We start from the raw sequence: 14,937 nt of genomic DNA, 5'->3' as shown, positions 1-14,937 counted from the left end.
TCGGGTTACCGCGTCAGCTGGTGCCGAGGCCCGCGTCGCTGACGGTCTTCTCGCCCGAGGCCTTGAGGATCTTGTTGAGGACCGTCAGGTCGTAGATCCCCTTGAGGTTCGGCTTGTCCAGCAGGCCGGCCTTCACCGCGTGCTGCGCCTCGGTGCCGAGGGTGGCGGCCAGCGGGTCGTCGGTGAACTGGATGGACTTCCACGCCGGGTCCAGGACGTTCGCCGGCAGCGCCTTGCCGGAGTCCGCCTCCAGCTGCTTGTTCGCGGCCGCCTTCGCCTGGTCCGGGTTGGCGTTGATCCACTTGTTGGCCTCGACCGAGGCCTTCAGCACGGCCTCGACCGCCTTGGGGTTCTTCTTGAGGAAGTCCTGCCGCACGACGATGTTCGTGATCACGAACTTCTTGTCCGGCCACAGCGACGACTCGTCCAGCAGCACCTTGGCGCCCTTGGCGACCAGCTTCGACGCGGTCGGCTCCGGCACCCAGGCGCCGTCGACGGAACCCGCCGCGTAGGCGTCCGGGGTGATCTTGTTGTCGGTGCGGACGACCGTGACGTCACCCTTGCCGCTCTGCGCGTCGACCTTCCAGCCCTGGTCGGCGGCCCAGTTGAGGAACGCCACGTCCTGCGTGTTGCCCAGCTGCGGGGTGGCGATCTTCTTGCCCTTGACGTCCTTCAGGGACTTGATCTTCTGGGGGTTCACGACCAGCTTGACGCCGCCGGAGGCCGAACCCCCGATGATCTTCAGGTTCTTGCCGGCGGACTTGGTGTAGCCGTTGATCGCCGGGGACGGGCCGATCCAGCCGATGTCGATGGAGCCCGAGTTGAGGGCCTCGATCTCGGACGGACCCGCGTTGAAGATCGCGGGCTTGGCCGAGGTGGCGCCCAGCTCCCTCTGGAAGAAGCCCTTCTGGAAGCCGACCAGCGCGGTCGCGTGGGTCAGGTTGCCGAAGTAGCCGATCTTGACGGAGTCGAGTCCGTCGATCTTCTTGGCCCCGGCGGCCACCTTGGTGGTGTCGTCGTTCTTGGACTCGGACCCGTAGCCGCAGGCGGCCAGTGTCAGCAGAGGGAGCGCGGCGAGCGCGGCTACGCCGCGGCGGAGCAGCTTGGAGCGAGTGGCAGGCACGGGAGGGTTTCCTCTCGTTGGCCCGGCGGTCACGATCTCTCAGGTCGTGGCCGGGAGTTCGGCAAAGGGTCTTCGTCGCTTCCGGGACGGCGGGTGGGGGGCCGGGGCGCGCAAGCGGTGCGCGTACGTCAGCGCACACATCGCGCCACCCCGCCCTGCCCGCTGCCGAGGGCGCCGCTGCCGACGCGGCCGCCCTCCTTCGCGAACGTCGAGTAGACGTCGGTCATGGTCATGTTCAGAAGTCCCAGCCGTCGGCTTCGGACTCGTCCTTGACCGGCTCCGGGGAGGCGAACGACTCGCCGACCATGCCCGCGGTCAGCGTGGTGCCGTCGCTCGGGTCGATCAGGATGAACGAGCCGGTGCGGCGCGAGTCGGCGTAGGAGTCGACCGGCAGCGGCTCGGCGGTACGGATCTTCACGCGGCCGATGTCGTTGGCGGCGAGCCGTCCCGGGTGCGGGTGCAGGGACAGGTCGTCCAGCGTCAGCCGGGACGGGATGTCCTTGACGATCGCCTTGACCGTGCGGGTGCCGTGCTTGAGCAGCACCCGGTGGCCGACGGTCAGCGGCTCGTCGGCCACATGGCAGACGGTCGCCTCCACGTCCTGCGTGGTCGCCGGCGCGTCCTTCGTCGGCACGATCAGGTCGCCGCGCGAGACGTCGATGTCGTCTGCGAGCAGCACGGTCACCGACTGCGTCGTCCAGGCCACGTCGACCGGCTCGCCCAGCAGGTCGATGCCGGAGATCGTCGTCGTACGGCCGGACGGCAGGACCGTGACCGGGTCGCCGACGCGGAACGTGCCGGCCGCGATCTGGCCCGCGTAGCCCCGGTAGTCCGGGTGCTCGGCGGTCTGCGGCCGGATCACGTACTGCACCGGCAGCCGGGCGTGGCAGTGCGCCAGGTCATGGCTCACGGGAACGGTTTCCAGGTGTTCCAGGACCGTGGGGCCGCCGTACCAGTCCATGTTCGCGGACGGCTCCACCACGTTGTCGCCGGCCAGGGCCGAGATCGGGATCGCGGTGATCTCGGGCACGCCCAGCTCGCTCGCGTACGCCGTGAACTCCTCGGCGATCGCGGCGAACACCTTCTCCTCGTACCCGACGAGGTCCATCTTGTTGACCGCGAGGACGACGTGCGGGACCCGCAGCAGGGCCGCGATCGCCGCGTGCCGGCGGGTCTGCTCGACCACGCCGTTGCGGGCGTCGACGAGGATCACGGTCAGCTCGGCCGTGGAGGCGCCGGTCACCATGTTCCGGGTGTACTGCACATGGCCGGGCGTGTCGGCGAGGATGAACCGGCGCCGGGGCGTGGCGAAGTAGCGGTACGCCACGTCGATGGTGATGCCCTGCTCCCGCTCGGCGCGCAGGCCGTCGGTGAGGAGGGCGAGGTCGGGGCCCTCCTGGCCGCGGCTCGCGGAGGCCCGCTCCACGGCCTCCAGCTGGTCGGTGAGGACCGACTTGGAGTCGTGCAGCAGCCGTCCGACGAGGGTGGACTTGCCGTCGTCGACGGAGCCGGCGGTGGCGAACCGCAGCAGGGTGGTGGCCGAGAGCGCCTCGGTCGTGGTCGTGCTCATGGCTAGAAGTACCCCTCGCGCTTGCGGTCTTCCATCGCGGCCTCGGACATCTTGTCGTCGGCGCGGGTCGCGCCCCGCTCGGTGAGCCGGGAGGCGGCGATCTCGGCGATCACCGCGTCCAGCGTGGTGGCGTCGGAGTCGACGGCGCCGGTGCAGGACATGTCACCGACGGTGCGGTAGCGCACGAGCCGCTTCTCGACACTCTCGTCGTCCTTCGGGCCGCCCCACTCCCCGGCGGTCAGCCACATGCCGCCCCGCGCGAACACCTCGCGCTCGTGGGCGAAGTAGATCTGCGGCAGCTCGATGCCCTCACGGGCGATGTACTGCCAGACGTCCAGCTCGGTCCAGTTGGACAGCGGGAACACGCGGACGTGCTCACCGGCGGCGTGCCGGCCGTTGTACAGGTTCCACAGCTCGGGGCGCTGGCGGCGCGGGTCCCACTGGGAGAACTCGTCGCGCAGCGAGAACACCCGCTCCTTGGCGCGGGCCTTCTCCTCGTCCCGGCGGCCCCCGCCGAAGACCGCGTCGAACTTCTCGCTCTGGATCTTCTCCGTCAGCGGAAGCGTCTGCAGCGGGTTACGGGTGCCGTCCGGACGCTCCTTGAGCACACCCCGGTCGATGTAGTCCTGGACGGAGGCCACATGGAGGCGCAGCCCATGTGCGGCGACCACACGGTCCCGGTACTCCAGCACCTCGGGGAAGTTGTGTCCGGTGTCCACATGCAGCAGCGAGAACGGCACGGAGGCCGGGGCGAAGGCCTTCAGCGCCAGGTGCAGCATGACGATGGAGTCCTTGCCACCGGAGAACAGGATCACCGGGTTCTCGAACTCGCCCGCCACCTCGCGGAAGATGTGCACGGCCTCGGATTCGAGGGCGTCCAGGTGGGAGAGGGCGTACGGGCTGTCCGTGCCGTCCTTCACCGTGGCGACCGTGGTCATGCCAGTCCCCTCTCGCTCAGCAGGGCGTACACGGCCGCCGCGGACTCCTGCACCGTCTGGTTCTGGGACTCGATCCGCAGATCGGGCGTCTCGGGCTCCTCGTACGGGTCGTCGACCCCCGTCAGGCCCGACAGCTCACCCGCGGCCTGCTTGGCGTACAGCCCCTTCACATCGCGCACGCTGCACACCTCGACCGGGGTCGCCACATGGATCTCCACGTACGACGTCCCGTTCTCCGCATGCCGCTTGCGCACCGCGTCCCGGCTGTCCGTGTAAGGCGCGATCACCGGCACCAGCGCCTTGACCCCGTTGCGGGCCAGCAGTTCGGCGACGAAGCCGATGCGCTGCACGTTGGTGTGCCGGTCCTCGCGGGAAAAGCCGAGGCCCGCCGAGATGAACTCGCGGATCTCGTCGCCGTCGAGCACCTCGACGCGGTGGCCCTCGGCGCGCAGCCGGCCGGCCAGCTCGTACGCGATGGTGGTCTTGCCGGCGCTCGGCAGACCCGTGAGCCAGACGGTGGCTCCGGTCGTCACGTCGTTCTCCTGAATCCGATGGTTCGTCATCCGTGCAGCCCGCACTCGGTCTTGGCGCGGCCCGCCCAGCGACCGGCACGTGCGTCCTCGCCCTCCAGCACCCGCCGGGTGCAGGGGGCGCAGCCGACGGAGGCGTAGCCGTCCGTCAGCAACGGGTTGGTGAGGACGCCGTGTTCGGCGACATAGGCGTCCACGTCGTCCTGCGTCCAGCGGGCGATCGGGGAGATCTTCACCTTCTGCCGCTTCGCGTCCCAGCCGACGACCGGGGTGTTCGCCCGGGTCGGCGACTCGTCGCGGCGCAGACCCGTCGCCCAGGCCTGATAGCCCTTCAGCCCCTCTTCCAGCGGCTGTACCTTGCGCAGCCGGCAGCACAGGTCGGGGTCGCGGTCGTGCAGCTTCGGGCCGTACTCCGCGTCCTGTTCGGCGACCGTCTGCTTCGGCGTGAGGGTGATGACGTTGACGTCCATCACGGCCTCGACGGCGTCGCGGGTGCCGATGGTCTCCGGGAAGTGGTAGCCGGTGTCGAGGAAGACGACGTCCAGGGCGGCCTCGCCCCTGCGCACGCGGGAGGCGAGATGGGCGACGACGGCGTCCTCCATGGAGGACGTGACGCAGAACTTCGCACCGAAGGTGTCCACCGCCCACTGGAGGATCTCCAGCGCGGAGGCGTCCTCCAGCTCGCGGCCCGCCTGCTCGGCGAGTGCCTTCAACTCCTCGGCGGTACGGCTTTCCTGAGCCGTCGTCATATCGTTCGGTCCCCTCCGTCGTCGGCCCGCTGGAGCCCCTGGGCCAGCAGCCCGAGGAACTTCAGCTGGAAGGCGCGGTTGCACGCGCCGCATTCCCAGGTGCCGTGGCCCTGTTCGTGCGGCCGCAGGTCCTCGTCACCGCAGTAGGGGCAGTAGAAGGGCGCGGCCCGCTCGCTCACGACAGCGCCTCCTCAGAAGCGCGGGACGCCCAGACGGCGAACCGCTCGCCGTTCTCGCGCTCGGCCTGGAACCGCTTCAGCACCCGCTCGATGTAGTCGGGCAGCTCCTCCGCGGTGACCTTCAGGCCGCGCACCTTGCGGCCGAAGCCCGGCTCCAGGCCCAGTGCGCCGCCGAGGTGCACCTGGTAGCCCTCGACCTGTGCGCCCTGGTCGTTCAGGACCAGCTGGCCCTTGAGACCGATGTCCGCGACCTGGATACGGGCGCAGGCGTTCGGGCAGCCGTTGAGGTTGATGGTGATCGGTTCGTCGAAGTCCGGCAGGCGGCGCTCCAGCTCGTCGATCAGCGTCGAGCCGCGCTGCTTGGTCTCGACGATGGCGAGCTTGCAGAACTCGATGCCGGTGCAGGCCATGGTGCCGCGCCGGAACGTGGACGGCCGGGCGGTGAGGTCCAGCGCCTCCAGGCCCTCGACCAGCGAGTCCACCCGGTCCTGCTCGACGTCGAGGACGATCATCTTCTGCTCGACGGTGGTACGGACCCGGCCCGAGCCGTGCGCCTCGGCGAGGTCGGCGATCTTCGTCAGGGTGGCGCCGTCGACCCGGCCGACACGCGGCGCGAAACCGACGTAGAAACGGCCGTCCTTCTGCCGGTGCACACCGATGTGGTCGCGCCACCGCTGGACCGGCTGCTCGGGGGCGGGCCCGTCGACCAGCGTGCGCTTGAGGTACTCGTCCTCCAGCACCTGACGGAACTTCTCCGGGCCCCAGTCGGCGACGAGGAACTTCAGCCGGGCGCGGTTGCGCAGCCGGCGGTAGCCGTAGTCACGGAAGATCGAGATGACGCCCTCGTAGACGTCCGGGACCTCGTCGATCGGCACCCAGGCGCCGAGCCGCACGCCCAGCTTGGGGTTGGTGGACAGGCCGCCGCCCACCCACACGTCGAAGCCCGGGCCGTGCTCGGGGTGCCGTACGCCGACGAACGCCACGTCGTTGATCTCGTGCACCACGTCCAGCACCGGCGAGCCCGAGATGGCCGTCTTGAACTTCCGCGGGAGGTTCGAGTAGGCCTTGTTGTTCAGGACCCGGCGCTTGATCTCCTCCAGCGCCGGGGTGCCGTCGATGATCTCGTCCTCGGCGATGCCCGCCACCGGGGAGCCGATCATCACACGCGGGGTGTCACCGCAGGCGGTCACCGTGGACAGGCCCACGCCCTCCAGCCGGTCCCAGATCTCGGGCACGTCCTCGATCCGGATCCAGTGGTACTGCACGTTCTGCCGGTCGGTGATGTCCGCGGTGCCGCGCGCGAACTCCTGGGAGATCTCGCCGATCACCCGCAGCTGCTGCGTGGTGAGCGCCCCGCCGTCGATCCGGACCCGCAGCATGAAGTAGCGGTCGTCCAGCTCCTCCGGCTCCAGCACCGCGGTCTTGCCGCCGTCGATCCCGGGCTTGCGCTGGGTGTACAGCCCCCACCAGCGCATCCGCCCGCGCAGGTCGCTCGGGTCGATCGAGTCGAAGCCGCGCTTGGAGTAGATCGTCTCAATGCGTGTCCGCACATTGAGACCGTCGTCGTCCTTCTTGACCTGCTCGTTGCCGTTCAGCGGGGTGAAGTGACCCACCGCCCACTGACCCTCACCACGGTGACGGCTCACCTTGCGGCGGGGCGCGGAGGCGGCGGGGTTCGACGGAGTGGCGGCCATGGTTCTACGTCCTTCGGGACCGATGGGAATCAGCTCTGACCTGCACAGAAGCGCGCACGCGGGCAGGCGTGCGCGGCATTGCGCAAGGAGAATCAGGTACGGGGGTTCGCGGCGTCGCTGGAGCGGTCAGCTCGCCGGACAGATGGCGCTGGACATGCGGCCGAGGTCGACGTGCCGCCGACTCACCAAGGCAATTCCAGTTCCAGGCATGACGGAAGCGTGTCACGGCGATCTGGACACAGTCCAGCTTTATCCAAAATGCGGACACCCTTGTCCCGGAATGTGGGACAAGGGTGTCGTCGCTCACATGTGCCGTCGGAGGCCTTGTCCCGGTGGGTCGGACGGGCTATCAGGCGTGTCGTCAGGCGGGATGCGCCCCGGGCCACGGCCCGGGTGCCGCGACCTCCGGCTCCAGCTCGACCTTGGTGTCGAACAGCTTGAAGCCGCGCCGCTGGTAGTTGTCCATGGCGAACTCGCCGTCCTTGCTGCACGTGTGCAGCCACACCCGCTTGGTCGGTGTCCGGCCCGGCCACCGCTCGGCCAGGTCCCAGGCGCGGGCCGCACCGCACGACAGCAGGTGCCCGCCGATGCGCCGGCCCCGGAAGGCCGGGACCAGACCGAAGTAGACGATCTCGACCACCCCCTCGTCCTGCGGCTCCAGCTCCACATAGCCGGCCGGGGTGCCCCGGTCGTAGGCCACCCAGGTCTCCACGCCGGGCCGCTCCAGATGCTCCTGCCACCGGGCGTACGTCCATCCCAGCCGGTCGGTCCAGCGGATGTCGCCGCCGACCGAGGCGTACAGGAAGCGGCTGAACTCGGGCGAGGGGACCTCGGCGCGGACCACCCGCACCTCGCCCTCGGGTGCGGCGGCCGGCAGGAGATCGGCCGGCGAGGTCTGCTCCAGGGACCAGGTGGTGACAGGGACGCTGCTCATGCGGGCCAGGGAATCATCCCGCCGCCCGGTCTGTCGATCGCCCCGGTCACGCAGTAGCGGCCGTCCGGGCCGCCACCCGCGGCGACCCGTCCCCCGCGCACCGCCCGGCCGCGGCCGGTCACCCCAGCGACCGGTCCAGCTCCGCCAGGGGGACGGCGAAGAGCATCCGGTCCGACAGGGACCACACCTCGCCCGTCTCCTGCCCGTAGGACAGCGACCCCGCCGACTGGGCCCAGCAGCGGTGCGAGGCGTCCGCGCCGCAGTGCGGGGCCTTCGCCCCCGTGGAGTCCTGCCGCCACAGCCCCCCGTGCCCGTCCCGTGAGCCGGGCAGACGTCCCACATACCAGGACGGCTGTGCCGCCCCGGGCCGCCGGTACGACAGCACACCCCGGATCCCGGCCGCCCGGGTCCGGTACGCCTCCACCGCCTCCACCCGGCCCGCGCCGTCCGCGGCGAGCAGTCCGCCGCGCGCGGGATCCGTGCTGAACGCGTACCGCCACAGCCGAGCGTTCCGGTCGCCGTCCGGCGCGGTCCACTCCGCGGCGACCAGGCTGTCGGGCGCCGTGCCCCGGTCGACGGCGAGCGCCCCGGGACAGGGCGGCCCCAAGGCCGAGCAGCGGCCCGCGGGGAAGCGGTACGAGCCGACCGCGGGCATCACATACCGGTAGCCGTCGGCGGACCAGCCGCCGCGCACCCGGCCGATCGCCGGCCCGTCGACGCTGGTGCGCTGGATCCGGTCGAGGTCGTAGACGTACAGCGCGTCGGCGCCGCCGCTCCTCGCGGTGACCAGCAGCTTGTCCCGGTACCAGGCCATCCCGGATATCCCGGAGGCCAGACCCCGGTAGTCACGGCCGCCGTCGACCGGCACCACCAGCAGCACCCAGCGGTAGGCGGGGCGGGCGGGGTCGTCGGCGTTCACGAAGGCGACCCTGGCCAGGCCCCGCTCTTCGGCGCGGCCGGTGGCGGTGCTGTGGGTCCAGCCGGCGAGGAGGACCCGGTGGGCGCCCCGGACGCCGTCGTCGTCCGTGTCCCCGGGCGCGGTCACCGACGCAGGCCGCCAGGCCGTGCCGGCGTCGGCCGGATCCCAGCAGTAGGCGCGGGTGGCGGCCGGGGCGACCGGCAGGGACGCGCGGTCGGCGGAGGAGCAGTCGGCGGACTCGCGCATCCCGTGGTCGGCGCTCGCCAGGACGGTGTCCGCCCCGACCGGCCCGCCCATCGCGGCGGACAGCCGGTTCAGCGTGCGGGCGGGGACCAGCCGCTCCTGGAGCCGGAGCGGTCCGGTCTGCGCCGCGGAGGAGAGCGGCTTGAGCGCGCCGGGGCTGTCGGTGACATCCGCCTGGGAGACACTGATCAGGGTGGCGGCCCCGGTGAGCGCCAGCGCGGTCCCGGTCAGGACCGCGCGCAGGGCGGCGCCCCGTCTGCGCCGGCGATGTCTGCCGCGATGCTTCATCTCGTCCCCTCTCCCAGGGCCCCCTTCGCCGCCGGGACGCGCCGGCCGATGGCGGCCAACTGCGCCTGATGATCCGTACGTTGACGCAAGAAGCAGCCGGGGAGGCCCGTAAGGGATGCTACGGCAGTAACGGCCCGCGCAGGGCGAAGACCCCGCACATGGGTGGAAGACACGCTCATCGAGCCGCGGGACCACCGCCCCGCGAAACCGCCCGGCTCCGCGTGATCGCCGGTGCCGTCGAGGAAGGCAGCAGGTCACGGGGGTCGTCCGGGAGCAGCACCTCGATCTCCGCGTCCTCGCGAAAACGATAGGGCCGGTGCTGGAGGAGTTCCCCGGAATACCGCCGGATCCGGGACATCTCAGCCCGCACCGTCACCGTGCGTGAGGGATCCCCGAACACATCCCCGGCCAGCTCCGCCGCGCCGCGCCCGGAGCGGTGGGCCGTGAGCAGATACAGCAACTCGGCGTGCCGGGGGCTGAGTTCACGCGACCAGGACCCCGCGGATCCGGAGACCGTCAGGGTGGGGCGGCCCGGCCCGGCCAGGTCCAGCACGATCCGGGTGGCGGTGCCGAGCGGTTCCTCGGCCGCCCGCAGCAACCAGCCCCCGGCCAGCGGCTCCACCGCGCACGAACCCAGCGACGGCAGCCACCTGCGGCCCGGCGCCAGCGACTTGGGCAGTGCGACGCGCCGCACGTACGGCATCCCCGACACCGCGGCCGTCCAGCCGTCCCGGTCCACCGCCAGCGCCCGCCCGTCCAGCCGGGCCAGCACCGGGGCGGCCACCGACCTCAGCCGCTCCAGCGCGTACAGATGCCGCTCCCGCAGCCGCGCCTCGGCCAGCTTGGCCACCGAGTCCACCCAGGCGAGGGTCGCCGGATGCATGGTCTCCAGCGGGCCGCTGACGTCCACCACACCGATCAGCCGGCCGTCCCGGGGATCGGTGATCGGCGCGCCCGTACAGGTCCACGAGCTGTGCGAGCGGACGAAGTGCTCGGCGGCGAAGACCTGGACGGGCCGTCGTACGACCGCCGGAGTGCCCACCCCGTTGGTGCCGACGACGTCTTCCCGCCAGTCCGCGCCCAGTTCGAAGCCGAGGCCGTCCGCCTTGCGCAGCACCGGCGGGGCCCCCTCCCGCCACAGCACACGCCCGTCCGCGTCCGCGACGACCATGATGTGCTGGGCGACGTCGGCGACCGAAAGCAGACCCTCACGGAGCACCGGCAGGACATGCCTGAGCGGTGACTCCTCGCGCCGGCGCCGCACTTCGTCGGAGGACAGGAGCCCGGATCTGAAGTCGCGGTCGGGGTCGACACCGCTGCGCAGCATGCGGCCCCAGGACTGTTCGATCACCGGCCGGGGCGCGATCCTCGCACGTTGACCGGAAAGTGTGGCGTCACGTACCTCGCTCAGCAGCCGCGCAGCCTGTGGCGCGTCCACGGCGGCCAGGCGCGCCACGTTCATCGGCGGGTTCACCACGGGGGCCTCCCGGAAGGGCGTCGAACAAAGTTGTCAAGCGGTCCGGACAGCGCTTTCCGGCCCGGCTGTGCCTCTCATACTGCCGCTCCGAGCAGGCCGGAGGCACACACTCCGCGCACGTGCCCCCGCAAGTTGCAACCCCCTGCAACCCTGGCGGACGGCCGAAGAGTGGCCGAGACTTGTCGCGACCGCGGGCTCCTTGTGGCCCAGGTGGTGGGGGTGGTGCCGTGTCGGCGCAGCATCACCCCTGCCGGGGTGCGCCGACCGTGTGCCAGGGCGCGCGGGGTACGGGGCGCCGCCGGCCCTCGCGAGAGGACGGCGCAGCCCGTGCTCAGGAGACCGGGCGGGCCCGTTCCACGACGGCTTCCAGGTCCAGGCTCGTCGGCAGGGTGCCGAACGACGCGCCGTGGTCGCCGCCCAACCGCGAGGCGCAGAAGGCGTCCGCCACCTCCGGCGGGGCGAAGCGGACCAGCAGGGAGCCCTGGAGGACCAGCGCGAGGCGTTCCACCAGGCGGCGGGCCCGGCCCTCGATGTCGCTCAGGTCGGCGAGTTCGGTGAAGAGGTCCTTCACCGCCCGGTCGAGGCGGTGGTCGGCGCCGTGCGCCCGGCCGATCTCGGTCAGGCAGGCGTCCAGCGCGCCCGGCTCCCGCTGCAGCGCACGGAGCACGTCCAGCGCCTGGACGTTTCCGGCGCCCTCCCAGACGGAGTTCAGCGGCGACTCCCGTACCAGCCGGGGCAGACCCGACTCCTCGACGTAGCCGTTTCCGCCCAGGCACTCCGCGGCCTCGACCGCGACGGGCGCACAGCGCTTGGTGATCCAGTACTTGGCGGCCGGCACCGCCAGCCGCAGGAAGGCCCGTTCCTGGTCGCCGCCGTCGTCGTACGCGGCCGCGAGCCGCAGGGTGAGCGCGGTCGCGGCCTCGGACTCCAGCGCGAGGTCGGCGAGGACGTTGCGCATCAGCGGCTTGTCGAGCAGCCGGCCGCCGAAGGCCTCCCGGTGGGCGCAGTGGTGGACCGCCTGCGCCACCGCCTGCCGCATCAGCCCGGCCGAGCCCAGCGCGCAGTCCAGCCGGGTCGCCGCCACCATCTCGATGATCGTCCGCACCCCGCGCCCCTCCTCACCGACCCGGCGGGCCCAGGTGCCGGCGAACTCCACCTCGGCGGAGGCGTTGGAGCGGTTGCCCAGCTTGTCCTTCAGCCGCTGCAGGAGGAAGACGTTGCGGGTGCCGTCCGGCAGGACGCGCGGCACCAGGAAGCAGGTGAGACCCTCCGGGGCCTGGGCGAGCACGAGGAACGCGTCCGACATGGGCGCCGAGCAGAACCACTTGTGCCCGGTCAGCGTGTACGCGCCGGCCTCGGCGAGCGGCCGGGCCTCGGTGGTGTTCGCGCGGACGTCGCTGCCGCCCTGCTTCTCGGTCATGGCCATGCCGAAGAGCGCGCCGGACTTCCGTGCGGCGGGCCGCAGCTCCCGGTCGTAGATCGTGGACGTCAGCCGCGGCTCCCACTCGGCGGCGAGCGCCGGATCGGTGCGCAGCACGGGCACCGCCGCGTGCGTCATCGACAGCGGACAGCAGTTGCCCGCCTCGGCCTGCGTCCAGAGCAGGAACCCGGCGGCCCGGCGGACATGCCCCGACGGCCGGGTCCAGGCGCCGGTCAGACCCGCCGAGACGCCCTTGCCGAGCAGCCGGTGCCAGGCCGGGTGGAAGTCGACCTCGTCGATCCGGTGGCCGTACCGGTCGTGGGTGCGCAGCCGGGGCGGCTGCTCGTTCGCCTGCGCCCCCCACTCCTGCACCTGGGCCGAGCCCGCGGCGCGGCCCAGCGCGGACAGCTCCGCGCGCACCTCGTCGAGCACGTCCGCCCCGGTGTACCGCTCGACGGCCGCCACGAGGGCCCGGTCGGCGGTGAAGAGGTCGTAGCCGACCAGCGGAGGCGGCTGGTTCGTCACGGTGTGGGTGGAGGTGCCTGCCATGATTGCGAACCTACCCGGGACGGCGGCGGTGATGGCGTCCAGAGTGGCACAGCGGCACCGCCCGGCGCGCAGGAAGGGACCACCAGCCGGGAAACCGGTCGGTCACCTGCCCCGGAAGGTGAGGGCGGTCCGCCGCTGCGGATACCTTTGGGTCGTGCAGCCAGCCAGTGAACCCCCCGAGCGGCCCGCCGGGCGCCTCCACCGGGCCAGAGCCCTCTACCGGAACGTCTCCAAGCGCAGGACCGCCTGGCTGCTGCTCAAGGACACCGTCAACTCCTGCATGGAGTACCGCATCCTGGGCCTGGCGGCCGAGGCGGCGTTCTTCACGCTGCTGTCCGTGCCCCCGCTGCTCCTCTGCCTCATCGGGCTGCTCGCCTACGTCGACACCTGGACCGGCGCCCACACCATCCGCAGCCTGGAGAACAACATCCTCGACGCCTCGCGGACGGTCCTGTCCGACAAGGGCGTGAAGGAGATCACCCAGCCGATCCTGCACGACGTGATGCGGGGGCGGCCCGACGTCATCTCCATCGGTTTCCTCTTCGCCCTGTGGTCCGGCTCCCGCGCGGTGAACGTCTTCATCGACACCATCACCGTGATGTACGGCCTCGACGGCGTCCGGGGCATCGTCAAGACCCGGATGATGTCGTTCCTGCTGTTCATCGTGGCGCTGCTGATCGGCTCGGTGGCACTGCCGCTGATGGTGGCGGGCCCGGACGCGGTGGTGCGGGTGGTGCCCTGGTCGGAGACGGTCGTACAGGTCCTGTACTGGCCGGTCGTCATCGTCCTGTGCGTCGCCTTCCTGACGACCCTGTACCACGTCTCCGTGCCGGTGCGCTCCCCGTGGATCGAGGACGTCCCCGGCGCCCTCGTCGCCCTCGCCATGTGGGTCCTCGGCAGCTTCCTGCTGCGGATCTACCTCGTCCACACCGTCGAGGGCGCCACCATCTACGGCTCACTCGCCGCCTCCGTCGCCGTCCTGCTGTGGATCGGGGTGGCTGCCTTCGCCGTCCTCGTCGGCGCGGCCGTGAACGCCGCCATCGACCGGGTCTGGCCCGCCGCCGCCACGGCCGCCGCCCGTGCGGCCAACGAGCGGATGAGGGAGGTTCAGGTCGCCGAGTACGTCGCCTGGGCGGCGGCCCGCGAGGCCGACCCCGACGACCCCGACATGCCCTCCGAGTTCCCCGAGCGCTGGTCCCGCTTCCTGCCCCCGGAGGACGTCACGGCCCGCCTGCGCACCCACGCCAAACACCCCCAGCACACCCACAAGACCGACGGCCGGCACCCGCACGAGGGGGCCCACGGGGACGAGGGGCCGGCACACCCGGAGAAGTGACCGGGCATGCCGCGGATCCGCCGGGCGCCGCGCCGGCCCCCCCCCGCACGCCAGCGGACCCCGTCAGGGCCTCCACGTCCCGGCCGCCGCCGCCTTTTGGGCGAACTCCGCGAAGTCCCGCGGCGCCCGGCCCAGCACCTGCCGAACGCCGTCCGAGACGTGCGCGTTCCGCCCGTCGAGCAGGGACGCGAACAGCCCGACCAGGAACTCCACCTCCTCGGGCGGCACCCCGAAACCGGCCAGCCGCGCACCGTAGTCCCGCGGTGCCACCGCCCGGTACCTCAGCTCCCGCCCCGCCGCCACGGACACCTCGGCGACCGCCTCACCGAAGGTCAGCAACCGAGGCCCGGACACCTCCGGCGTCCGCCCCGCATACCGGTCGCCTCCGGTCAGCGCCGCCACCACCACGTCGGCGACATCCCGCACATCGACGAACGGCGCCCGCACCGCCCCGCCCGCAAACACCAGCTCCCCGCCCTCCCGCAGCTCCGCCAGCAGCGGCCCCTCGCTGAAGTTCTGCGCGAACCACACGGACCGTACGACCGTCCACCGGGCCCCCGACTCCGCGAGCGCCCGCTCGGTCGGCAGGGCCTGCACCTCGCCACGGGCCGACAACAGCACCAGCCGCCGCACCCCGACCCCCACCGCCGTACGGGCGAGCCGGACCGCGTCCGGCGCGTCCGGCGCGCCCACGTCGGACGGGTGGACGAGGTAGGCCGCGTCGGCGCCGCGCAGCACCGGCTGCCAGGTCGACTCCTCCCGCCAGTCGAAGCCCCGCGCGCGGGAGGCGGCGCGGACCGTCAGTCCCGCAGCGCGTGCCGCCGCCGCGACCCGGCTGCCGGTACGGCCGGTCGCGCCGGTCACCACCACCGTCGCCCGTGCCGCGTCCGCTGCGGGCCGCCCGGTGCCCGAGTACTCCGTCGCCGTCTCTGTCCGCCGTGTGTCTCGCGTCTGCTGCGTCATGCCCGCCGGTCAACTGCCGGGTCGG

At 72.0% G+C, this 14,937-nt stretch carries 14 protein-coding genes; 1 reads left to right on the top strand and 13 read right to left on the bottom strand.

Annotated features, from left to right (window positions below; translation table 11 throughout):
- Positions 1 to 13: 13 nt before the first annotated feature.
- The 12 genes from IO33_RS0133545 to IO33_RS0133490 form a co-directional block, all read right to left on the bottom strand.
- Complete coding sequence (locus tag IO33_RS0133545; RefSeq protein WP_031172062.1) at positions 14 to 1,123, bottom strand: aliphatic sulfonate ABC transporter substrate-binding protein; 1,110 nt, start codon at positions 1,121 to 1,123, stop codon at positions 14 to 16.
- A gap of 235 nt (positions 1,124 to 1,358) precedes the next feature.
- Positions 1,359 to 2,693, bottom strand: coding sequence for a sulfate adenylyltransferase subunit 1 (locus IO33_RS0133535; protein ID WP_031172058.1), 1,335 nt, complete (start codon positions 2,691 to 2,693; stop codon positions 1,359 to 1,361).
- A gap of 2 nt (positions 2,694 to 2,695) precedes the next feature.
- The gene (gene cysD, locus IO33_RS0133530) at positions 2,696 to 3,631 is read right to left on the bottom strand and encodes a sulfate adenylyltransferase subunit CysD (protein ID WP_031172056.1); all 936 of its coding nucleotides are present in this window, start codon (positions 3,629 to 3,631) and stop codon (positions 2,696 to 2,698) included.
- Complete coding sequence (cysC, locus tag IO33_RS0133525) at positions 3,628 to 4,194, bottom strand: adenylyl-sulfate kinase (protein ID WP_031172054.1); 567 nt, start codon at positions 4,192 to 4,194, stop codon at positions 3,628 to 3,630. Before cysC ends, cysD begins: the two co-directional genes overlap by 4 nt.
- Complete coding sequence (locus tag IO33_RS0133520) at positions 4,191 to 4,910, bottom strand: phosphoadenylyl-sulfate reductase (protein ID WP_031172052.1); 720 nt, start codon at positions 4,908 to 4,910, stop codon at positions 4,191 to 4,193. Before IO33_RS0133520 ends, cysC begins: the two co-directional genes overlap by 4 nt.
- Complete coding sequence (locus tag IO33_RS0133515; protein ID WP_031172050.1) at positions 4,907 to 5,089, bottom strand: hypothetical protein; 183 nt, start codon at positions 5,087 to 5,089, stop codon at positions 4,907 to 4,909. The genes IO33_RS0133520 and IO33_RS0133515 overlap by 4 nt, the downstream gene beginning before the upstream one ends.
- Entirely contained in the window at positions 5,086 to 6,783 is a 1,698-nt protein-coding gene (locus IO33_RS0133510) for a nitrite/sulfite reductase (RefSeq protein ID WP_031172048.1), read from the bottom strand. The genes IO33_RS0133515 and IO33_RS0133510 overlap by 4 nt, the downstream gene beginning before the upstream one ends.
- A 126-nt stretch (positions 6,784 to 6,909) precedes the next feature.
- Positions 6,910 to 6,993 carry a putative leader peptide gene (locus IO33_RS53845; protein ID WP_310739661.1) on the bottom strand — a complete coding sequence of 28 codons (84 nt, stop codon included), beginning with the start codon at positions 6,991 to 6,993 and terminating at the stop codon, positions 6,910 to 6,912.
- Between the two features lie 151 nt (positions 6,994 to 7,144).
- Positions 7,145 to 7,717 (bottom strand): GNAT family N-acetyltransferase, encoded by a 573-nt coding sequence (locus tag IO33_RS0133505; protein ID WP_031172046.1) that lies wholly within the window; start codon positions 7,715 to 7,717, stop codon positions 7,145 to 7,147.
- Between the two features lie 118 nt (positions 7,718 to 7,835).
- The gene (locus IO33_RS0133500; RefSeq protein ID WP_031172043.1) at positions 7,836 to 9,167 is read right to left on the bottom strand and encodes a hypothetical protein; all 1,332 of its coding nucleotides are present in this window, start codon (positions 9,165 to 9,167) and stop codon (positions 7,836 to 7,838) included.
- A 175-nt stretch (positions 9,168 to 9,342) separates the two neighbouring features.
- Positions 9,343 to 10,629, bottom strand: coding sequence for a GAF domain-containing protein (locus IO33_RS0133495; protein ID WP_209438958.1), 1,287 nt, complete (start codon positions 10,627 to 10,629; stop codon positions 9,343 to 9,345).
- Between the two features lie 346 nt (positions 10,630 to 10,975).
- Positions 10,976 to 12,613 carry an acyl-CoA dehydrogenase family protein gene (locus IO33_RS0133490; protein WP_031172040.1) on the bottom strand — a complete coding sequence of 546 codons (1,638 nt, stop codon included), beginning with the start codon at positions 12,611 to 12,613 and terminating at the stop codon, positions 10,976 to 10,978.
- Between the two features lie 154 nt (positions 12,614 to 12,767).
- On the opposite strand from IO33_RS0133490, the gene IO33_RS0133485 reads away from it, so the two are divergent.
- Complete coding sequence (locus IO33_RS0133485; RefSeq protein WP_031172038.1) at positions 12,768 to 13,949, top strand: YihY/virulence factor BrkB family protein; 1,182 nt, start codon at positions 12,768 to 12,770, stop codon at positions 13,947 to 13,949.
- 63 nt (positions 13,950 to 14,012) lie between these two features.
- On the opposite strand, the gene IO33_RS0133480 is transcribed toward IO33_RS0133485, so the two are convergent.
- Positions 14,013 to 14,912 (bottom strand): Rossmann-fold NAD(P)-binding domain-containing protein, encoded by a 900-nt coding sequence (locus tag IO33_RS0133480; RefSeq protein WP_245235942.1) that lies wholly within the window; start codon positions 14,910 to 14,912, stop codon positions 14,013 to 14,015.
- Positions 14,913 to 14,937 lie beyond the last annotated feature (25 nt).

It is taken from the genome of Streptomyces durhamensis (assembly GCF_000725475.1).
Classification (GTDB): Bacteria; Actinomycetota; Actinomycetes; order Streptomycetales; family Streptomycetaceae; genus Streptomyces; species Streptomyces filipinensis.
Note: the sequence above shows the minus strand (reverse complement) of the source record. Positions and strands in the feature narration are given on the sequence as shown.

Bases quoted from the DNA above. Each gene is read 5' to 3' on its own strand.
- IO33_RS0133520 (WP_031172052.1), bottom strand. From the start codon at position 4,910: ATGACGACGGCTCAGGAAAGCCGTACCGCCGAGGAGTTGAAGGCACTC.
- cysD (WP_031172056.1), bottom strand. From the start codon at position 3,631: ATGACCACGGTCGCCACGGTGAAGGACGGCACGGACAGCCCGTACGCC.
- IO33_RS0133505 (WP_031172046.1), bottom strand. From the start codon at position 7,717: ATGAGCAGCGTCCCTGTCACCACCTGGTCCCTGGAGCAGACCTCGCCG.
- IO33_RS53845 (WP_310739661.1), bottom strand. From the start codon at position 6,993: ATGCCTGGAACTGGAATTGCCTTGGTGAGTCGGCGGCACGTCGACCTC.
- IO33_RS0133510 (WP_031172048.1), bottom strand. From the start codon at position 6,783: ATGGCCGCCACTCCGTCGAACCCCGCCGCCTCCGCGCCCCGCCGCAAG.
- IO33_RS0133500 (WP_031172043.1), bottom strand. From the start codon at position 9,167: ATGAAGCATCGCGGCAGACATCGCCGGCGCAGACGGGGCGCCGCCCTG.
- IO33_RS0133535 (WP_031172058.1), bottom strand. From the start codon at position 2,693: ATGAGCACGACCACGACCGAGGCGCTCTCGGCCACCACCCTGCTGCGG.
- IO33_RS0133480 (WP_245235942.1), bottom strand. From the start codon at position 14,912: ATGACGCAGCAGACGCGAGACACACGGCGGACAGAGACGGCGACGGAG.
- cysC (WP_031172054.1), bottom strand. From the start codon at position 4,194: ATGACGAACCATCGGATTCAGGAGAACGACGTGACGACCGGAGCCACC.
- IO33_RS0133495 (WP_209438958.1), bottom strand. From the start codon at position 10,629: ATGAACGTGGCGCGCCTGGCCGCCGTGGACGCGCCACAGGCTGCGCGG.
- IO33_RS0133490 (WP_031172040.1), bottom strand. From the start codon at position 12,613: ATGGCAGGCACCTCCACCCACACCGTGACGAACCAGCCGCCTCCGCTG.